This is a genomic window from Streptococcus respiraculi (genome assembly GCF_003595525.1).
Classification (GTDB): domain Bacteria; phylum Bacillota; class Bacilli; order Lactobacillales; family Streptococcaceae; genus Streptococcus; species Streptococcus respiraculi.
In genome coordinates this window covers 1,168,380-1,189,394 of the sequence record NZ_CP022680.1, presented here as the reverse complement: position 1 = coordinate 1,189,394, position 21,015 = coordinate 1,168,380, and the positions used below count along the sequence as shown (strand labels likewise).

Sequence of the window (21,015 nt, the reverse complement as noted above, 5' to 3'; positions counted from 1 at the left end):
AATCTTACTCCCCACAATCATCAATAAAAATAATAGAATCACCAAGTGATAATTTCCTACTATATTAGACCGCTATCCTATACAGACACCTCTTCAGGCGATACCACTTCTTCCACAAAGTCAATGACGAGCGACAAGAGTACACTTAGAACAACTGTCAAACCAATGCCCCACGCTAGTTTCACAAGGGAAGCCGTCCTCAGACCGTCAAACAGGAGCGTCCCTAGCCCGCCAGCATTTATGGTAGCAGCGATTGTAGCCATCGCAATAATAGAAGTTGTAGCTAGTTTGATACCTGCAAAAATAGCTGGTAGAGCTAGTGGTAACTGTACCATTCGTAAGATTTGGCTATCCGTCATACCCATGCCTCGTCCCGCTTCTACCAGAGAAACGTCTATTTCGGTGAGACCTGATAGGAAGCTGCGGACTAAAATATATTGAGCATAGAGGCTTAACACTATAATGGCGGTGGTCTGCCCCAGACCTGTGAGTGGAATTAGCAAGGCAAATAGGGCAAAGGAAGGTACTGCATAAAGAAGGGATAAGAAATAAACTGAAGGTTGTCGTAAGCGAGGCCATCGCAACAGTACCAACGTCACCACTATGCCCAGAAAGAGAGAAATAGCCAAAGCTGACAGGCTCAGGTGTAAATGTTCCAAGATCAGCTGTATGATTTGGTCTTGATGTTTGAGTGCATAGTCCATCAAGTCATCCCTCCCAAAAGCTTCTCTTGCCTACTGACCGTTGCCAATAGAGATTTGACAAAATCTGTTTTCGGCGAACTCACAATTTCTTCAGGACGATCGAACTGAACCAGCCTGCCCTTATCCATGACCATCACACGATCCCCTAGATAGAGGGCTTCATGAATATCATGAGTAATGAGCACAAAAGTCTTATCTCCCAAGGAACGATGAAGGGTTTTGAGCTGTTCTTGCAAATGATGGCGTGTAATAGCATCTACTGCTCCAAAAGGCTCGTCAAAAAGAACCATTTTAGGATTGGCAGCGAGAGCTCTGGCCACGCCAATCCGTTGCTGCTGCCCTCCCGATAGCTCTTTGGGGTAACGATGGGCGAAATCCACCCCAGGTAGCTGAACCATGTTTAGCAGTTCTTCTACCCGCTGGTTAATTCTGACATTGTCCCAACCCAAAAGCTTAGGGACGGTAGCAACATTGTCCCTCACCGTCAAATGAGGAAATAGCCCGATTTGCTGAACAACATAGCCGATTTGACGTCGGAGGGCAACTGGATCCTTTTCAGCTAAAGGCTGACCCTCCAGCAGGATCTTCCCATTATCTGGCTCTAAGAGGCGGTTCATAAGCTTTAGGGTAGTCGTCTTTCCTGACCCTGATGTCCCTAAGATAGTGATAAATTCACCCTTAAAGAGGCTGAAGGACAAATCTGACAAGATGGTCAGGTCACCATAGCTCTTGCCAACGCCCTCAAAAGTCAATAATTCTTGTGTCATGCGATTGTCTTACTCCTTGATACTGTCATAAAAAACTTTAGCAACGTCTGCGTACTCTTTGCCCTCAACGTCAACTTTAGCATTGAGTTCAGTAAGTTTTTCGGTAGTTAGGTGGCTGGAAATCTTATTCAGAGCGGTAGATAAGCTCGGATGTTTTTTGACAACATCACTTTGGGCAACGGGAGCGATGTTATAGGGAGGCCAAAAGGACTTATCATCTTCCAGCAGGGTATAGTCTTTGGTCTGAACGAGCTGACCTTCGGTCGTATAGGCTGGGGTCACATCAGCTTCATCATTTTTCAGGACACTATATTTGAGACTGTTGTCATAGACTTTGGAAGATTTCCAGTTAAAATCACCATAAGCTGTCTGTAAACCAACTAGGCCGTCCTCACGTTGGTCAAATTCCCCTTGGGAAGCAAAGCGAAGTTGGCTTGCATGTTCTTGCAGGTCTGAGATTGTCTTGATTCCCATCTGATTTGCCACAGATGTCCGTATGACCAATCCTTGACTATCAGTGGCAGGAGCATACTCCAACCAAATCAGCTTAAAGCTCTTAGCATAGGCTGTTTTAACCGTCTGATAAACTTGCTCAGGGTCTGTTTTCAAAGGCAATTTTAAAATGGACAGGAGGCCTGTTCCAGTGTATTCTGGGTAAAGGTCTATTTCCTTATTGATTAAAGACGTGTGAACCAATGAGCTGGCAATATTGAACTTGCGGTCAACTCTGTATCCCTCATCTTCTAAAGCAAGGGCATACAGTTCAGCGACGATAAGGTTTTCCGTGAAATCTTTGGAGCCAATCTGTACGAATGGTTTGTTGCCAGCTACTGATTCGCTCTGCTTTTGCCCCAAAAGGGAAAAAAGCCCAATTCCAACTAGAACAAGGAGAGCTAAAAGGCCTCCAATACGTTTTTGCTTTGTCATGATGAACTCCTTTTTGTTAAGTGATGGCTGAGCCCGTCAAGGATCAGCATAGCAATGAGCGATAGAGCAGCAACCGAGCCACCGCCTAGAAACAAGAGGTCAAAGCGATAGAGCCCCAAGCCTGTAAAAATGAGTGTCCCTAGCCCACCAGCTCCGATATAGGTAGCTAGACTGGCAGAGGCGATAATCTCCACCAAAGCTAACTTAATCCCTGTCAAGACATGAGGAAGTGCTAGGGGAAAAACTACTTTTAAAAGAATCTGCCTGTCCGACATTCCTAAACTCCTACCAACTTCTCGCAGACTATCTGGTATCTGCACTAACCCCACAAGGGTCTGAAAACTAATGGGTGGTAAACCTAGTAGCACTAAAGCTGTCAGAGCTGGAACTTGTCCTACTCCCATGAGGGGAATAAGAAAGAATAGTACGCCCAAAGAGGGGATAACTCGTAGACTACTGGATAGGCCTGTGAGGAGTTGCCTTAGTTTATACTTTTGATAGGCTAGAAAGCCTAAACTCATTCCAAGCACCATGGAAAAAATCAAAGCCAAGAGGCTAAGCCAAACATGCTCCCAGAGATAGGTCAGATATTGCCTCCAATTCTCTTGAAGGTAGGGTACCAAACTAGTCCACATGGGCAGTCTCCTTATCGTCTAAATGCTTGTTAAGTAAGCCCCTTCTAAGATTAGATAAAATTCGTTCTTGATAGGCTTCAAAAGCCTCCATTTCTTCTGTACTAAACCCGTCATAAAAAATATCTGCTAGATACTTACCAACACGATTGCCAACAGCCTCTTGTTCCCAACCTTTTTCAGTCAAATGCCAATGCTTCTTTCGTTTATCATTGGGACATAGCTTAGACACAATCAAACCCTGCTCTTCTAGGCGTTTAAGCATAGAGGTGAGGGTATTATTCGCCAATCCTGTATCAATGGCAATATCTGTCGCAGTTCGAATACCATCATTTAACCAAAAACTATACAAAATCTTTCCCTGTTCACCACTATAAAGGGCTTCTGCCTCCCGTGAAATCAACTGATGGAAGAGACGTCCGTTCAACAGACTTAGGTGCGTGGCTTGATAGCCACCTCTTGTCTTTTTCATCCTTAGCTCCTTTAGTTATTTATTTCTATATAGAACAATTTATATTGTATCACTCACCTCTCACGTTGTCAACTATTTCGATATAGAAATAAAAGTTTTTGTCCATATACCAGAGACACGATACCACTAGGCAATATTATTTTGAAACCAAGTCCCAAATTTGGAAGAATTTTTAAGCAATGATTTTTTTAGTTAACCTAGATATCTAGTAAAGCCCCTCAGGTGTTCAAGAAAACTTTACAATATGAAGTTTCTAGACAAATAATAACTCAAATCAAGATAAACTAGCTCAGTTGGCGCATTACGCTTTATCCGAGTATATTCATCATACTGGTATATTTAAACTTCTAATCAAGTGATTTCCAAAAGTTTTTACTCTGTATTTGTATCCACACTGTTACATCAATATATCTCCAGATATACCGGGTTTCAATGGGGTACATTTATTCCCTCATACTCCTTGCCCTATGTCCCCATCTTGTGTCTACGGAAATAAATCCCTCTCAAATTCACCAGCAGCTCAACTACCTCAACTAAGGTAGTTACTTTTATACTACCCCACCCAAAAGCAAAAAGCCTTGGAGACAAGGCTTTTTAACATGCTTTCGTTCAAAGGTTTCTAGGCTTTTACGAGCAGAGCAACACACTCGACTTGCTCATCATTGTCCAAACTTATATTTAAATCTTCATCAATGATAGGAAGTTTAAAAGTAATTGATTTTAGCCATTGTCCATTCGGTTGCTTTTCTTCGTAAATTTGAATTTCAGAAATCAAAGCTGTAATTAACTGTCTACGCTCTACATCATTCATTACCTTGTAGAGTTTATCAAAATAGATCAAAACTTTATATATGTTATCTCCTGTAAGTTTCTCAGTTTCAATAGTTTGTTTCTTTGCTTTCGCATCAATTAACAATGATTCTAAGTTTTCAATCTTATCATACATACGATAAAGTCTATCGTCTAAGTCCTGCTTTCTTCGTTTGTAGTGCTTATCATCAGCATCTAAATTATCTATTTCCTCAATTAGCTTAAATTTCGTAGAATGGCTCTTCCTCAATTCTTTCTGGTAATTATCTATCTCTTTCTCTATTTCAGAGGTATCTACCTTCATGTTAATTTTTTCTTGCATCATAGAAGCAAATTTAGGGTTGCTTACTATCTTTATAATTACCTCAGCAACTGCATCATCTAGCAATTCTTCTCTAATTTGTTTATTGTAATTACATTTATGACCTCTATTCATCAATCTATGTTTACAGCCGTAATAGTAAAAATCTTTGTATTTTGTTCCGTCTTTTCTACGCTTAATGCACTTGTTGCCAAACATTCCAGCTCCACATATTGGGCATTTTACAATTCCTGATAGCAAATGTGTTCTAACATCTTTTCCCTTATTCACATGTTCATATTTCTTTGCCTGAGATTTTAGCTTAACCTGAGCAGCCTGCCACAGCTCGTCAGAAATGATAGCTTCATGAATACCTTCAGCTATTAAATATTCATCTTGTTCAACTTGCTTGTATTCATTTCTTGTACCATGAACTTTTTCTAGTGTTCTTCTTCCAAAGGCTATCTTTCCGTTATATACAGGATTCTTTAATATCTTTCTTATAAGACCTGCATCGAACAATGGATTTTTTCCGTTCTGTCTTGGAATTTTTCTTATTCCATGATTCTCTAAATATTTAGAAAGTCCATTTGCTCCAATGTTTGTATTAACATATTGATCGAAAATAGTTCTTATTGCTACAGCTTCTTCTTCATTGATAAACAGTTTTCCATCGACAAGCTGATACCCATACGGGGCAAACCCTCCGTTCCATTTTCCCTCTCTTGCCTTTTGAATGCGACCTTCCATTGTTTGAACACGAATGTTTTCTCTTTCAATTTCAGCCACAGCTGATAAAACTGAAATCATCAGTTTGCCTGCATCTTTGGATGAATCAATCCCATCCTCAACACAAATCAAATTGACTCCAAAATCTTGCATCGTTTGTAGAGTTGACAAAACATCAGCAGCATTTCTTGCAAATCTTGACAGCTTAAACACAAGAACAAAAGATACTCCATCCTTTCCGGATTTTATATCTTCCATCATACGAGTAAACTGTATTCTTCCCTCAATAGATTTTCCAGATTTGCCTGCATCTTCATATTCCCCAACAATTTCATAATCATTATAAAGGGCGAAAGCCTTCATTCTTGATTTTTGTGCCTCTAAAGAATAGCCATCTATCTGTATTGATGTAGATACTCTTGTGTAGAGGTATACTTTTATTTTCTCTTTTGACATAGCATTAACCTCAATATCTTTTTCTATATCTTTATACTTTCCAAAAAAGTTTGGACTTATATCTCAAGTATATTATAGCACTTTTATTTTATTTTCTCAATCTGTGTTTTTACTATGCCAAAAATATTTCCATTTTCAATGTTATTATCTACTGGCTTTGGATCTGGCAGATTATCCAAATCTAAAACACCAGCATACTTTGTAATCAGATTTGCTATCAAATCAGCTAATCCATTCCAGTCATTATCCACAGACTCACCTCCTCTACTTTAAATTCTCTATAATAAAATATACTTTTTCTTACTAAGTTTTATGACATTGGTAGGTGTCTTGGCTGACAACATAGGAATCTCACCTCCGCCTCTTATTCCAGACGAGCCGGCTTAAACTATTGAAGTATCATTATCACTACTTGCTTCATCGAACAGGTTGCCAACTCTGTTTTTATGTATTCTTATTTATCGCTCGCTTTCTTGTTTCCTTGATTTATCACAGTATTCACAAAACCAAAATCTCTTTCAGCAGAAAGGTCATGGCGTAAGTCATAATCCTCCACAAGTAGATAAAGTCCTACCTTGGTCTATTCAGTTGTCAAAGAACAAATATTTGAAAGGGATTCTCTTTACATCTTCCTATTTGCCATAATTGGGCTGTTTATCTTACAAAAGTAAAGGAGATCAAACTCCCCTTCACTTTACATAAGGACAGATTGACCCCCTTGGTTACCGAAGTTTTAAATTTCTTCGATAAATTTCTTCAGCTTTTCAAGAATCTTATTTCTTCTCTTTATTAAAGCCGGATGTGTAATATCTTTTAATTTTGCTACTGCACGAACTGTTTCATCATTGAAGTACAAACGCTCTATGATGTCCCTTTCTTCATCATTAAGTTTTGATATAGCCTCTCTAAGGGATTCAATCATCATCTGTGTTTCAACAATCTTCTCTACATCAACACTTTCATCGACAATGTTATCTACAAAGTGTCCATCATGATCCAACGAGGAAAAGAAAAGCAGGTGGTTTTTTCTGTCCACCCGCTCTAAATACTTTTCGTGTTCTCGTTCTCGCCAGTAGACTTTATATATATCTTCACTGACTTTCACCTTTTGTCCTCTGACATAAAGGTAATACTCTTTTGTCATAAAGTTTCCTCCATTTCTTTTTTGTCTTTTGTTTTTCAGACAAAAAAGGAGGACTTCTGCACTTGGGCATAAGAAGTCCTCTGAAATAAAAGAAACTTGCTCTTTCACTATATTTTAAATTTGATTTTTTATGATAATTACCAGTATCAAAAAGGTCTTTGACTTTTTCTCATGCAAATAACAGACCTTAAATAACACATAGTAATTACCTCCACTATTTAATCATTTTCTTTTTCCTCATAGACAAATATTTTTATCAAATCACTCCCGCCTTTTTGAAATGCTTTTTTAGAAGTTTTGTTGCGATAAACGCACCTATGCAAGCAAGGGCAAAAGTTAAGATCCCAAAACCGATGGTATAAGGTACTGAAAAATAAGAAATCGCCTCTTCAATTTGTTCCTCCGACATTTTCCACTTTGCTGCTCTTTCTACAAATGATGCTGTTCCAAACAAAAGTATCGGTACGACAGTCCCTAAAAAATCAGCTAATGCAAATGCTCCATACCCTAAAATAATTCTGCCTTTGCTCTCATAATTTCCAATGATAAAATCACAAACAACTCCACCTATTGCTGCGAATATTGCATGAGGTATATGACCTCCGGATAAGGCAATAAGCCCTAAAAGTATTCCCGATATAGTAAATACACCTCTCTTCTTTATCTTCACGCCCATCAATAAATAACTGATTGCCGCTACCATAAATGCTGCCCCTGACGCAATAAATCCTCCAACCACTGTTGTTGCTAACGCAAATGCCACCGCCATATAAATGACAATGCTAATTGCATTAAAGATGCCAATCGTAATGAAATCACGACCATTTAATTTGTTGTTCATAAATTAACCTCCTAAATTTGTTTTTTGTACTATGACTATACTGACAATAGCAAGAAAACCGATTACTATTGTAATTAAGTCCATTAACTTGAATTTGAGTTCGACAATCGTTACTCTCCTCTCTTCACTGTCAAGTCCCCTTATTAGTGCTGAAGCTGAAAGCTCATCAGAAACTTTCATCATCCTGATTAAAAGAGGAACAAGCGTATATTCAACATATCTGATTGGATGTAAAAGAATAAAAAATTTATTTTTAATAACTCCTCTTATCCTCATATTTTCTTTCAAAGCCTTTATCTCATGTCGCATTGTAGGTGCAAACCTCAGCAAAACGCTAAATGGTATACTAATGCTTCTTGGAATTTTCATCCGATTTAATGCTTCAATCATTTCACTAATTTTTGTCGTTCTTGTTATATAAGCTCCAAACATGGCTATCAAGGTCATTCTCGACAAAAAATATATCATCATATACAGTGCAAACACGAAATTATAATCACTTATTTTTGCCATCCCATACTCTAATCCTAAAAGAAGTGAAAAGAAAACAAGAAAAGAGAATGCTTTTTTATAAATTCCGCTATATATGTATAGCAGAAATGAAAACAACAATATGACAAAAAGCAGTATCGTATCACTGATAAAAAAACTGATAAATCCGATGACAGGTAGAAGTGTAAGTTTTATTCTCGGATCAATTGTTCTTACATCATTCAAAAACATCTCCTCCCATCATTGTTTCTAAAATCAAAGATTTATTATCTTCTCTCATTTCTATATTTTCTTTAATTTTCCCATCTTCCATAACCCATACAGAACGAACTGTATTTGCAAGAAATTCAAAGTCATGACTGATAATTAAAACTGTTATCCCCTTTTGAATTTGTTTTTTGATTAAGGTTGAAACAGCTATCATCGACTCTCTATCGCAACCGGATGTCGGTTCATCATATAAAAACACTTTGGCATTTTTCATTATGCCACAAGCAATAGTAAGCCTTTGTTTCTCACCTCTTGACAAGGTAAAAGGGTGCTTATCAATATATTTTTCAAGTCCTAAGTCCTTCAATATAGAAATTGCTTTCTCCCTATTTTCTTCTTTATCACCTACAGGCAAGCCAAGTAACATTTCATCAAGTACAGTTTCTGAAAACAACTGATAATCAGAATCCTGAAATACAAAATATGAAGCTTCCATCAACTCTTTACTACTCAGAGGATTACCTTTATCATCTATAATCTTGCCTTCTTTCAATTTCTCTATTCCTGATATATTTCTTGCTAAAGTGGTTTTCCCTGTACCATTCAACCCTACCAAGCCTACAGATGAGCCTTTATACATCGTAAAATCAAGGTTTTTCAAAACATATTCCCGCTCTTTATGCCTTAAATGTTTTTGATAATAAAAACATAAATTTTCCCCTTCCAGCATTACTCCATTGTTTTTTTTACTTATATCGCTTTTGCATATTAGAAACTTCTTCAAATCAAGAAGCCTTAGGGCATTCTTGTCCCAATATTCTTGTGATAATGCTAAAGCTTCTTCTCTTCTTATATCTCTCTGTACTCTTCCGTCTTTTATCAAAATAAACCTGTCAAAGAGTGATTTTGCATAATACAAACGATGTTCTATCAGAACAATTGTCGTACCCTTTTCCTTTAATTTCTTCAGCACCTTGTATAAGTCAAAAGTAGCTTTCATATCTAAATTAGCGGAAGGCTCATCCAATATCAAAACCTTTGGCTTCATTGCATATATACTTGCAATTGCTATTTTCTGCTTTTGTCCACTGGACAATTCAAATACTGATCTCCCTTTTAAGTCCTCTATATCAAGGTCTTGATATACTTCGCTAACTCTCTGTTTTATTTCATCTTTTGTTTTACAAATCGTCTGAAGTCCAAATGCAATTTCTTCATCCGTAGTAGTGGTAAAAAACTGACTTCTCGGATCTTGAAATACTGTGCCGACAAGATGTCCAATCTCATGTAAGAGTATCTTGCTGATGTCTTTCCCATCAATATGAACATTCCCTTGTATTTTCCCATTGTAGTAATGCGGAATAAGACCGTTAATCGTGCTGCCAAGCGTACTTTTCCCACTACCGCTTTTACCTGAAATTAAAACAAATTCACCTTTTTTAATCTCAAGGTTTATATTACAAAGTGCTATTTCTCCATCTTCCCACCAGTAAGAAACATTTTTGAGCATTATCATGGTTATACCTCATACTGAGCTTTCCATAATTTTTTGTAATAGCCATCTTTTAAAAGAAGTTCGCTATGCTTTCCTTTTTCAAGTAAATTTCCTTTTTGGAACACAAGAATTTGATCTGCCTTTTGAATGGTTCTTAAATGATGAGCAATCACAAGAACAGTTCTGTTCTTTGCAAGCTCTGTAATTGCATCTTGTATCAGTGACTCATTTACAGGGTCAACATTACTTGTCATTTCATCAAGAATTAAAATCGGTGCGTCTTTCAGAAATGCTCTTGCAATAGATATTCTCTGCCTTTGTCCACCTGACAATATTCCGCCGTTTTCTCCAATATCTGTTTCGTAAGCATTTGGCAAACTCATAATAAAGTCATGTATTCTTGCTTTCTTTGCAGCTTCGATGACTTCTTCTTTTGTTGCACCTTTTTTGCCAACTCTAATATTTTCCTCAATCGTGTTATCAAACAGTTGAACATTCTGCATAACGATGCTGATACGATCCAAAAGCTCATCATAAGGAATATCTCTAATATCCACACCGCCAAGTGTAATTTTACCTTGCTGCACATCATAAAATCTTAAAAGCAAGTTGGTTATAGTCGTCTTGCCGCTTCCTGACTCACCAACCAGTGCAGTCATTGTTTTTTCAGCAATAGAAAAACTCAATTTTTCCATTTTGAACTCATCTTTTTCATAGGAAAAACCAATATTCTCAAAAGCTATATCATTATCTTTCGGAACAATCCCATCCACTTTATCCGGTATTACATCTGCATATAAAATTCTTGAAAGTCTTTCATAGCTATCTACTGCCGAAACATAATACATATAGTGTTGTTCCATAGAAGCAAACGGCTTATAGAACTCCTTTGAGATAACGGCAAAGATAATAAAATCAAATACTTTTAAATTGCCGTTTATTACAAATACAGCTCCTGATATAAGAAGTAGTAAATACCCTATATCAAGTAAAAATGCGAATACAGATAATTGTTTTGCCTTAAATCTTGAAGTAGCCTTACTTGTTTCTCCGAATTTTTTTGTCCTTGCCGTCAGTTCACTGTCCAAACTTTTATTATTGGAAAAACTCTTTAATACAGGTATGCCTCTTACATATTCAACAAATAAACTAACCATATCAAGAAGTGCTGAGTTGTTCTTATTTTCAATGGTCTTTGATCTTTTGATAGTCAATCCTAAGAATAAAATTGCAAAAGGAACCGATGCAGCCATTATCAGTGCCAACTTTATATCAATGCTCACAAGACCGATAAATACCACTGTTGCTATTAAAAAATCACCAAACATTCTTGACCACATATGCCCTACAACAAGGGACATATTATCAACATCCTTATGAAGTATTGTATTTATCTCACCAAGTCTTTCATTAGTATAAAACCCTAAACTGAATTTTTTCAGTTTAATAATCATTCGCTCTCTGATTTGCTGAACAATATCAAAGCCTGCACTGTGCTTTTTCATATCTGCAATCATATTACAGATGCCTTTGAATACAACAAGAAGTGCAATCGCAATAAAATATTTATATAGACTCTCTATACTTGTTCCATCAAATATCTGAAATAATATAGAAAAGACAATAACAATCATAGCTATGGAACTTAGTCCATAAAGAGCAAAGAATATACTTGATACAGCTAAATCTCTTTTGCCGGTTTTTGTGAGCAGTTTTAACATTTCCCTAAACATTTTCTGTTACCACCTCTTTCAAATTCCATCTGTCAACCTTGTTCTGTGCTTCCACCATATCACGATAAAAATCACACCTGTTCATCAGTTCTTCATGGCTTCCTGTGTCAAGAACAAGACCCTTGTCCATAACAATAATTTGATCCGAATTTCTAATTGTATTTAAGTGATGAGCGATTGTAATAACTGTCTTGTCCCTACTTAAATCATCTATCGCTTCACTGATGAGCTTTTCATTCTCACTGTCAACCGCCGCCATCGCTTCATCCAATATCAAAATCGGTGCATTTTTTAATATCATTCTCGCAATGGAAATTCGCTGTTTCTCGCCACCTGACAGTTTGACACCCATTTCACCGACTCTTGTATCGTATCCTTTCGGCAAAGCTGAAATAAAATCATGGCATCTCGCTTTCTTTGCTGCTTCTATCACTTCTTCTTTGGTTGCACCGACTTTACCGATGGCTATATTTTCAAAAATACTTAAATCAAAAAGGATAACTTCTTGCTGAACGCTGCCGATAAGCTTTGAAATATTTTCCTGACTATAATCCTTTATATCCTTTCCTTTTATCTTTATTTGCCCACTGTCTGTATCCCAAAATCCCATAAGCAGATTAGATACCGTACTCTTTCCGCAACCGCTTGCTCCTACAAAGGCATTCAAGCTATTTTGCTTAAAAATAAGATTTATATCCTTTAACTCAAAACTGTCTTTTCCGTACGCAAAATTTACATTTTTAAACTCTATATCTCCAAATTCTAACCCTTGTTCTGTTTTCTCAGTCGAAAGCGGAACGGTTAGAACTTTTCCTATTCCCTTTAAGGCTTCCTTAAATACAATAGAAAAATGTTGCAAGGTTGCTGTCTTACTTATAGAAGCAGTAAAAGCAGAGGATAAAATGATAGCAAGGATAAATTTAGCTGTTGTAATATTTCCTTGATAGAGAAATACACTTCCTAAAATCATAACAATGACTACACCTATTTCCATGAATATATCAATCAGTCCCATTGGAATAGTGATTGCTCCCATGCTCTTTTTCACCCAATAAATATATTCTCTTGCTGTCTTTAATGTTCTTTCGCTAATCTCCTCTTCTTTCGCAAAAGCCTTAACAACAGAAATATTTTTTACATATTCCATCAGTTCTTCTCTCATCCTGCTTTCATGGTTAAAATAAATAGCAAAGTTTTTATTCATCGTTTTTTGAGAAAGAACTTTTACCAAATACATGAGCGGAACACCTACAATCATTCCAAATGCAAGACGCCAATCTACAAAAATCATAGCTATGAAAATAATGGTAGGTAGAAGTGTAACCGCCATTATTTCAGGCAAGCCATGAGCAAGATATACCTCCACTTGCTCTACATCATGCTGCATAATATTGGTAAGTTCTCCTGTATTGTGTTCTTTGAAAAAACCTAAACTTAATTTTTTTAAGTGTTCTACGATAGAGAGCCTGAGTTCTGTCAATTTTTCATAGGCTTTCTCATGGGCAATCTTGGTAGAAAAATAATAGAACACCCCTTTTAGAACAAATGATGCAAGCATAGAGAGAAAAATATACTTCAGCTTTCCCGTTTCTGTATCCTGTGTAATCAAGGAACTGATTAAATAAACAAGCAATACCTGCGGTATTAAGTCAAACAGTATTTTCAAAGTAAGTAATATATTTGACTTCAAGTTATTACCTATAGCTTTTCCCCTTAAATCTTTTTCTGTCATAAACAACGCTCCTTCCAAAATTGAATAATAATGAATTTTAATTCAATATTAAAGTTTAAAGTAAGACTTCGCTATTATGCAAAGTCTATTTTTTGAATCAACTATCTATAAGTTATAGAATAGATTCTATCATTATGTTATAAGGATTCTACTCCTTTGTAATAACATTTCGCTATCAGTTTCAACATTTCTTTCGCCCACTTTTCATTTTGATAATGTCTTGCTATTTCGAGCAGACCCTCTGTAAAATTATTCGCTAAAATATGGGCAAGCATCGGATCATATTGTCTTTCCGATTGCCTTTTCAAGCTCACTTCAATATGAACCTGCATTTGTGAAATAAGTTTCTGTTTCGCTTTTTCGTGTTTTGTGCCTGAACTTTTATCCATTAAAATAATCAGCTTCTTACGCTCCTTTAACAGTTCATGGATATAGTTCTCGCCCACTTCATCAAATCTCTCAGAAGCAGACCCTTTTTCTAAGGATTCTTCATCATTAAAAGCAGACTCAAAATTAATGTATACCGAGTCAATTACCGCATCAAACAAAACCTCCTTATTTTTAAAATATGTATAGATTAGAGCAACAGGAATATTTGCTTCATCTGCTATATCTGTCAATTTTGCTCCTCTATAATCCTTTTCATAAAACACTTTTTCCGCAGCAACGAGTATCCTATTTCTAACCTCTTCTTTTAATACTTGTGCCATAATGCACCTCTTTCTATTCAATATTGAATTCATATTTAATAATAAACCTAAATTCAATATTTGTCAAGTACCCTCTATCCAAAACAGCCGATTTATGCTATAATAATTTCAACGAATTCAATACACGCTTAATGCTTGCTATAAATTATTCTTTATGAGCAAGCACAGTAAGTGTACGGACACTTACGAAAAAATTGATGAAGCAGCCCTCTGGGATCTGCTTCTTTTTTTATCAATTTTTAGCTTGTACCCTCGCCTAATAGTTTCATCAATTCGAGCAAGCTCTCATTGGAAACTATTGACTGGGGCAAACTTTTAGGGAGAACCCTAAGACCCCGAAATACATTCAAAGGAGGAACTACCTATGGCAAATAGAATACGAAATGAAAGACTTGAAATGAAACTAACAGAAGAAGAAAAGGCTCTTTTTGAAGAGAAAAGAAAACTTGCAAAGTGCAGAAATATGAGCCATTTTATACGCAAATGTGTTTTGGAAAAGGAAATTTATCAAGTAGATTTAGAGCCTTTCCGAAATTTACAAGGCTTGCTTTCTAATGCCACAAATAACATCAATCAGATTGCAAAGCGAGTAAATTCAACAGGTGTAATTTACAAAGAGGACATCAATGATATGAAAAAACAAATTGAACATTTCTCAAAAGAGCTATGGCAAATTCATTCACTGCTGCTTAACAGGACTTCAGGAGGTGATTAGTTTTTATGGCAATCACAAAAATACACCCTATCAAATCGACCCTTAATCTTGCTATCGAATACATTGTAAATGGAGATAAAACAGACGAGCAGATTTTAGTCAGCACGCATAAATGCCATGAGTCAACTGCTCATACTCATTTTTTAAGAACACGAAATGATGCAGGAACAAAGGGAACTGTTCTTGCAAGACATCTCATTCAATCCTTTTTACCGGGAGAAACAAGTCCCGAAATAGCTCATCAGATCGGCATGGAGCTGTGCAAAAAGATACTCAAAGATGAGTATGAATTTGTCTTATCTACCCACATAGACAAAGGACATATTCACAATCACATCATCTTCAACAATGTAAATATGGTAACGGGCAAATGCTATCAATCTAACAAAAGAAGCTATCATCAAATCAGGTATCAGAGCGATAAGTTATGCAAAGAAAATAACCTTTCTGTCATTGATGAATTTTACGAAAGCTATAAGAAAAAATATAAGACTAACGGTAAGTCTTGGTACGAAAATGAACAGGCAAAGAAAGGCACTTCTTGGAAAAGTAGGCTTCAATTTGATATTGACAGAATGATAAAACAGTCTAAGGATTGGGATGAATTTCTAAAGAAAATGACCGAACTCGGCTATGAAATTAAGTATGGCAAACATATTGCTTTTAAGCCAAAAGATAAGCCGAGATTTACCAGAGCCAAAACAATCGGAGAAGATTATACTGAAGAAAGATTAAAAGAACGCCTTGCAGAAAGATCATCTATTAAAACCTATGTTGTCAAAAAACGCATTGGCAATGTTATTGATATGAACACCAATATGAAAGTAAAAGAAAGCAAAGGCTATGAGTATTGGGCAACCAAACATAACCTTAATACAATGGCTGAGTCTGTTATCTTCCTTAGAGAACAAGGCATTAAATCTGTTAAGCAGCTTGATGATTACATCCAGAAAGCAGCCGATGAAAGACAAAATTTACAGCACAAAATCAAGGCTATTGATAAAGAAATGCAGGAACTTTCTGCCACTATGGAACAAGTTCATACCGTCAAAAAATACAGGCAATACTACAAGGAATATAAGGCTAATCCGTCAGATAATGCATTTTTTGAAGAGTATAAAGCTCAAATTATTCTATATGAAACTGCCCTTTCTGAGCTTAAAAAATTCTATTCCAAGTTTCCAAATTCAAAGGATATTTTAGCCAAACTTGATAAATTACAAGAAAAAAAGAATACCCTTATGCAAGAGTATTCTTCCTCAAAATCTACTATGGACGAGCTTTACAAGATACGCAAAAACTATGGAATTTATATGGGCAAGGAGATGGAGAGATAGCCATCTCCTTGCCAACTATTTACAGCAAATAATCATCTAGCTTTGTCTTATTTTGTTTCCTCGAAAGCATGATTCTAGGATAATCTTTATTTTTACGTAATCTAGTATATCCAAATTTTGTTAATGCCTGTCCCACTGTATCCTTATAGGAATTATCCAACAAAGGCTGTTTATTCTCCCAAACATTAGATAAGTCTGATATTTCTCTTACAGATGATATATAGCCTTTCAGAACATTAACACTTAATCCATTTTTAATCTTAGTTAAAATCAAAGATACTTTGGTACTTAATTTGATATCTGATGAGCTTAGTACATATTGCATAAAAATTTCATTGAGATTTTCGTCTTCTAAATCCTCCAATTTATCTTCATCATCTAATGACTCTATAAACTCATCTTTTAACTCAAACAGTTTAAAGGATTTACATATATAGTTAATATTTGTGGAAGACAAATCTCCCTTTATAATATATTCTATGATAGTTTTTTTAGTTGTATTTATCCTTTCAACTAGGACACTATCTTTTATTAAATCTATTAGCTTCATAGAATTTATATCCGCAATATCACTATTAACTAAACCATATATCAATTCATCAGAAAGCTCATATTTTAAAAGCGTATTTATAACAATTTCCTCTACCTCATCGTCATCATAATTTGCCAGCAAAATCAATTCGGCATAATATGAGTTATTCCATAATGTTTCAATATTCTTTTCTGTCACTTCAATCAATCTCTGGTGAACTAAAGTATTTACTCTATTCTGTGTTAGTTCATGATTGACATTGCTTATCGGTTCGTCTGCATACTTTATGACAAATGCAAAAATTTTATCATTCACAAATGGACTATTTATGAAGGTATTACAAACAGAAATATTATTTTTCAATATATCTTCATTATTATCTTCATCCAAGTTGTTATTGAGATATTCAACGAAATCATCACTATATTCTTCAATCATATTCCAATATGAAGCGACATTATCTGAGCAGAACTTAACCTTATTTTTTCGTAATAAGTAATCAAGTATTCTAGTCGTTACAGAGTTATCTTGTAGATCAGTTAACTTTGAAATTGCTGTTTCATTCTTCTCTACATACTCTAATTTATATTCATCAGAGATATCAGAATTAAGAATTCTTAATAGTATCTCCTCATTGTTAGTATAATTTTTTTCGCTCTTGTTTTCATCTATATAGTCAGATATAATGCTCGAAAAATTGTCCTCAATATACTCCTTGCTTGATGACAATTGCCAAGAATTATAAATATCACTCAACAAACTACCGTAGTTTATGGTCTTTTCTAATATTGTTTCAGTTATAAACAGTAAATTTCTAACATTCAGCTTATATGCATGAACCTGCTCAATACCCTCCAATCTCACTTTATCACAATTTGCTTCTGACACATCTTCAAACTCAATACCCGCAGAACGAATATTATCAATGAAAACATCATATTCTTCATCAGGTATTAAAGATATTATATTCTCATTTTGTTCTATATATTCCTTAAATTTAATCAAGTTAGCTAAATCTATAGTTTTATTTGTTAAAACTGAAATCAGTATATTTTTGAAGGTTTCAATGTTTTCATCTTCGCAGAATTCCAAAGTATTAACAAGTCTATCCACATTATTTCCCAATAACATATTAGAATAAATTCTTACTATGTCTAAGTCAAATTCATCTAAAATTTTTAGCAAATCCTTATAGTTGTCATTTATATCAACAGAATCAACGATAGCTACTACCTTTTCAGTTTGTTTTTGCTCTAAACAAGTCTTAAATACTTTTTTATTCAATATATTGAAACGACTAAAATCAGATAATTTTAAACGGCCTATTATCTCATTAGGTGTTTCGACATCCAAAAAAATATCAAGGGTTTTACTTTCCTTTAGTCCTTTCATATAGATCGTATCATTGCGTTTTAATACATTTGATGTATCTACATTAAAGTTTCCTTTATAGTACCAGTATGTTTCATCCAACAATCCATCTACAATCAAAAATCTAATTAGAGGAAAATAATGGCTTTCTACAATATCAAATCCAGTAATTGAAAAAAGCTCATCCCTTTGTTCAGTGGTTAATGTAGAAATTATTTCTTTATAACTATATATATCAATATCTTTGATTTGTTTTTTAATTTTTTCTCTATCCGAATTAAGTTTATTTATTTCAACAGAGAAGTCTTCCGGGAACTTTCCAACCAACGCTTTCTTTTCATCATCAGTTAGAATATATCTATCTACAAAATTATTATAAGTATAAGATTGAGTTCCGCTTGGATACTGAATACTAACGCTATTATCAGGTGTTTGACTCCAATCTTTTAGAAACTGTGTCATTGTTTTATATTGATTATTATATGGTCTTACATCAGTCGAAATCATTAATGCCATTGCTTCAAACTTATCATTTTCAATTCTACTATTTATAAATTTAATATTCTCATCGATTTTTTCCAGCTTCTGTTTAAGATTACTAACAACTTTTTTCTTATTGGACTCTAACTCATCAAATATAGTTCTTATAAATCCTTTATCTTCCTGCAAAAGATCAAACTCATTTGGGAATATATTTTTTAAAGTAATAAGTGCAAATAACTTATTACTCTCCAAATCAATCTTTCCTAATGGTATAATTTTAGAATACACAATATACTCATTAACTATATTTTTTAGAAGCCTCATATCATCAACATATAAAGAAATATCAGCCAATAAACTTCTATCAGGAGCATTCTCTACTTCTTTCAAAAGTTCAATAAGCTCATTTTCTGATGTTTTTGAATCTACCACAGGGACTATCGGTAAAATGAAATCGAAGAATTTAGTTCTGTTTTTAGAGTAAAATAAACTGTCCTTAAGCATATATATAAATCTTATCGGAGCTTCCTTTTCATCGTTTACTTTTACATATTTGTTTAACAGAAAATTGAGCTCTCTCAACTTTGTGTAAATAGATGCATTATCATACCTATCTAGATCTTCAAAAACAACAATCTTTGAATTAGAACTTCTCAGTAAGTAAACTAACTCCTTAATATCTCTATCTAACACTGACTCATCGCTATTACTATCATTAATATTTGCTTCCGCACCTTTGAATGTAATTTTAGAAATTTTAAATTTGTTCCCTCTATTGAATATATACAAATAATAAAACAGTGGTACAAATAACAACAAGGCACATAAAAGCATCAATGATATACCATTGAAATTTTTATACGACTCATTAACAAAAGATATAAAAGTATCTCTCGTTATCCAAAGAAGTATTGAACATATTATTGATAGAAACGCCAATGACTGTAAGCATATATTCAGAATGCTTTTATTTGATTTAAAACCATATTTACTAAGTGGTATTTTCTTTGATTCTATCTGAGATAATATTTGATTGATGAGTTGTCTTTCCACTCTATTGTAATCGTCTATATCGTCTGTTTTTTGATTTTCATTACTATGATTATCCTCAATACCATCTAAATCTGAATATCTATCATCATCCTTAATATGATTTTTATATTTTCCCAAAGAAACTGTAATTACATTACTTAATCCTTTTTTATGAACATAAGTATTCCATACTGTACTTTTTCCTGCACCATATATACCAGTAATAGCGATATTTTTTATATCACTATTACTGAAAGCATAATCAAGTGCTTCCGTATATATTCGCTTGTTTTCTTTTAACACTTCAGGAGTAAGTGCACTGAATTTATTATGTGTTATATCTTCCATCATCTACATCTCCTATCTTTCTTTATCAATGCAAATTAAATCTCCTATATCCGCATTTAATTCCTCACAAATTTTGCCAAGAATAGAAAGAGACACTGCTTCACCTTTAGCCATCTTTGATACTGTTGTTGGTGAAACTCCTGTCCTATCAATTAAATCTTTCTTTTTCATATTCTTATCTATCAATAATTTCCATAAACCATTGTAGTTAAATTTCATTATTATCCCTCCAAATTCCAACTTATTGGATTTTTTGTACATAAATTATAACATAAATTATATCTTTTGGCTATTGCACAAAAAAATAATCGGTGCAGTCCTAAGGCCACACCGATCATATATCTATCTCTCAGCTTCTTTGCTTGCTTCTTTCTTTTCATTTGGCTTTTCCTTATCTTCAGCCTGATATTTCTTGATAGCTCCAAGAACAGATTCTTTCTTTTCTTCTTGTCCTTTCATCTGCTCTTTTGCCTTTAAGAGCTTTGAGGAAAGTATCCTAATATTCGTATGTTCCTTACCGTTATCATCAATAGAAGTTCTAATCTGTCCAAAGAGCTTCACAAAATCACCCTGCTTAAAGTTCTTAAGGATATCGCTCTTTTCTCCGTATGCGGAGCAATTATGATACACCTTATTTCCCTCATCATCTTTAGATACAACAGAGAAATTTGCCACCTTAAAGGCTTCTCCATTCTTGTTTTCTCTTTCAACCAGATAGACCTCTCCAACGATATTTCCAACAATATTTATAAGATTGTCTTTTTCTTCCTGAACATAAGGCAGGTCTTTTATCTGTCCCTGTTCCCTTAAATCCTCAATCATGTAATCAAATTCCTCATGCAGTAAATTCAGACTGTCATTGTCCATATAAGCGTCATATAGCTTATCTAATGCACTTTCATCGTTGATACCTTTTTCCATGCTGATAACCGCCTTAACAAAGTCCTTATGACTATCATTTACCATATCTTCAATTCTATCTCTCATTGTTTTGTAATCCATGTTTTTATCTCCTTTCATGGTCAAAGGGAGCTTTTCGCTC

19 protein-coding genes are annotated in these 21,015 nt (G+C 34.8%); 2 read left to right on the top strand and 17 right to left on the bottom strand.

Annotated elements, in window-relative coordinates:
• Positions 1-77: 77 nt before the first annotated feature.
• The 14 genes from CHF41_RS05920 to CHF41_RS05855 form a co-directional block, all read right to left on the bottom strand.
• On the bottom strand, positions 78-707 hold the full coding sequence (locus tag CHF41_RS05920; protein ID WP_420852846.1) for an ABC transporter permease: 630 nt from the start codon (positions 705-707) through the stop codon (positions 78-80).
• Positions 704-1,471, bottom strand: a complete 768-nt coding sequence (locus CHF41_RS05915) for an ABC transporter ATP-binding protein (RefSeq protein WP_119876416.1) — start codon at positions 1,469-1,471, stop codon at positions 704-706. Before CHF41_RS05915 ends, CHF41_RS05920 begins: the two co-directional genes overlap by 4 nt.
• A 9-nt stretch (positions 1,472-1,480) precedes the next feature.
• Positions 1,481-2,398, bottom strand: a complete 918-nt coding sequence (locus CHF41_RS05910) for a glycine betaine ABC transporter substrate-binding protein (RefSeq protein WP_119876415.1) — start codon at positions 2,396-2,398, stop codon at positions 1,481-1,483.
• On the bottom strand, positions 2,395-3,033 hold the full coding sequence (locus CHF41_RS05905) for an ABC transporter permease (protein ID WP_119876414.1): 639 nt from the start codon (positions 3,031-3,033) through the stop codon (positions 2,395-2,397). Before CHF41_RS05905 ends, CHF41_RS05910 begins: the two co-directional genes overlap by 4 nt.
• Positions 3,023-3,502, bottom strand: a complete 480-nt coding sequence (locus CHF41_RS05900; protein WP_119876413.1) for a MarR family winged helix-turn-helix transcriptional regulator — start codon at positions 3,500-3,502, stop codon at positions 3,023-3,025. The genes CHF41_RS05905 and CHF41_RS05900 overlap by 11 nt, the downstream gene beginning before the upstream one ends.
• A gap of 619 nt (positions 3,503-4,121) precedes the next feature.
• Positions 4,122-5,798, bottom strand: coding sequence for a recombinase family protein (locus CHF41_RS05890; protein WP_119876412.1), 1,677 nt, complete (start codon positions 5,796-5,798; stop codon positions 4,122-4,124).
• Positions 5,799-5,881: 83 nt separating this feature from the next.
• Entirely contained in the window at positions 5,882-6,049 is a 168-nt protein-coding gene (locus tag CHF41_RS10090; RefSeq protein WP_162911923.1) for a hypothetical protein, read from the bottom strand.
• 482 nt (positions 6,050-6,531) lie between these two features.
• Positions 6,532-6,942 carry a sigma-70 RNA polymerase sigma factor region 4 domain-containing protein gene (locus tag CHF41_RS05885; protein WP_119876411.1) on the bottom strand — a complete coding sequence of 137 codons (411 nt, stop codon included), beginning with the start codon at positions 6,940-6,942 and terminating at the stop codon, positions 6,532-6,534.
• 256 nt (positions 6,943-7,198) lie between these two features.
• A complete protein-coding gene (locus tag CHF41_RS05880) occupies positions 7,199-7,783 on the bottom strand; it encodes an MptD family putative ECF transporter S component (protein WP_119876410.1) in 585 nt (194 codons plus the stop codon).
• A gap of 3 nt (positions 7,784-7,786) precedes the next feature.
• Positions 7,787-8,500, bottom strand: coding sequence for an energy-coupling factor transporter transmembrane component T family protein (locus CHF41_RS05875; RefSeq protein WP_119877149.1), 714 nt, complete (start codon positions 8,498-8,500; stop codon positions 7,787-7,789).
• Positions 8,493-10,001 (bottom strand): ABC transporter ATP-binding protein, encoded by a 1,509-nt coding sequence (locus tag CHF41_RS05870; RefSeq protein ID WP_119876409.1) that lies wholly within the window; start codon positions 9,999-10,001, stop codon positions 8,493-8,495. Before CHF41_RS05870 ends, CHF41_RS05875 begins: the two co-directional genes overlap by 8 nt.
• 2 nt (positions 10,002-10,003) lie before the next feature.
• On the bottom strand, positions 10,004-11,713 hold the full coding sequence (locus tag CHF41_RS05865; RefSeq protein ID WP_119876408.1) for an ABC transporter ATP-binding protein: 1,710 nt from the start codon (positions 11,711-11,713) through the stop codon (positions 10,004-10,006).
• Positions 11,706-13,445 carry an ABC transporter ATP-binding protein gene (locus CHF41_RS05860; RefSeq protein WP_119876407.1) on the bottom strand — a complete coding sequence of 580 codons (1,740 nt, stop codon included), beginning with the start codon at positions 13,443-13,445 and terminating at the stop codon, positions 11,706-11,708. The genes CHF41_RS05865 and CHF41_RS05860 overlap by 8 nt, the downstream gene beginning before the upstream one ends.
• A 137-nt stretch (positions 13,446-13,582) precedes the next feature.
• Positions 13,583-14,155: a TetR/AcrR family transcriptional regulator gene (locus CHF41_RS05855; RefSeq protein ID WP_119876406.1), complete on the bottom strand. Its 573-nt coding sequence runs from the start codon at positions 14,153-14,155 to the stop codon at positions 13,583-13,585.
• A gap of 364 nt (positions 14,156-14,519) precedes the next feature.
• Here CHF41_RS05855 and CHF41_RS05850 point away from each other — a divergent pair, with 364 nt between their 5' ends.
• Both CHF41_RS05850 and CHF41_RS05845 read left to right on the top strand, forming a co-directional pair.
• The gene (locus tag CHF41_RS05850; RefSeq protein WP_119876405.1) at positions 14,520-14,870 is read left to right on the top strand and encodes a plasmid mobilization protein; all 351 of its coding nucleotides are present in this window, start codon (positions 14,520-14,522) and stop codon (positions 14,868-14,870) included.
• 5 nt (positions 14,871-14,875) lie between these two features.
• Positions 14,876-16,207 carry a relaxase/mobilization nuclease domain-containing protein gene (locus tag CHF41_RS05845; RefSeq protein ID WP_119876404.1) on the top strand — a complete coding sequence of 444 codons (1,332 nt, stop codon included), beginning with the start codon at positions 14,876-14,878 and terminating at the stop codon, positions 16,205-16,207.
• Between the two features lie 19 nt (positions 16,208-16,226).
• Here the strand turns inward: CHF41_RS05845 and CHF41_RS05840 are convergent, their stop codons facing one another.
• The 3 genes from CHF41_RS05840 to CHF41_RS05830 all read right to left on the bottom strand — a co-directional run bounded on the left by CHF41_RS05840 (position 16,227) and on the right by CHF41_RS05830 (position 20,975).
• Complete coding sequence (locus CHF41_RS05840; protein ID WP_206269749.1) at positions 16,227-19,976, bottom strand: YobI family P-loop NTPase; 3,750 nt, start codon at positions 19,974-19,976, stop codon at positions 16,227-16,229.
• A 9-nt stretch (positions 19,977-19,985) separates the two neighbouring features.
• Positions 19,986-20,192 (bottom strand): helix-turn-helix domain-containing protein, encoded by a 207-nt coding sequence (locus CHF41_RS05835; RefSeq protein ID WP_119876403.1) that lies wholly within the window; start codon positions 20,190-20,192, stop codon positions 19,986-19,988.
• Positions 20,193-20,315: 123 nt separating this feature from the next.
• Positions 20,316-20,975, bottom strand: a complete 660-nt coding sequence (locus tag CHF41_RS05830; RefSeq protein ID WP_119876402.1) for a single-stranded DNA-binding protein — start codon at positions 20,973-20,975, stop codon at positions 20,316-20,318.
• Between the last annotated feature and the right edge of the window lie 40 nt (positions 20,976-21,015).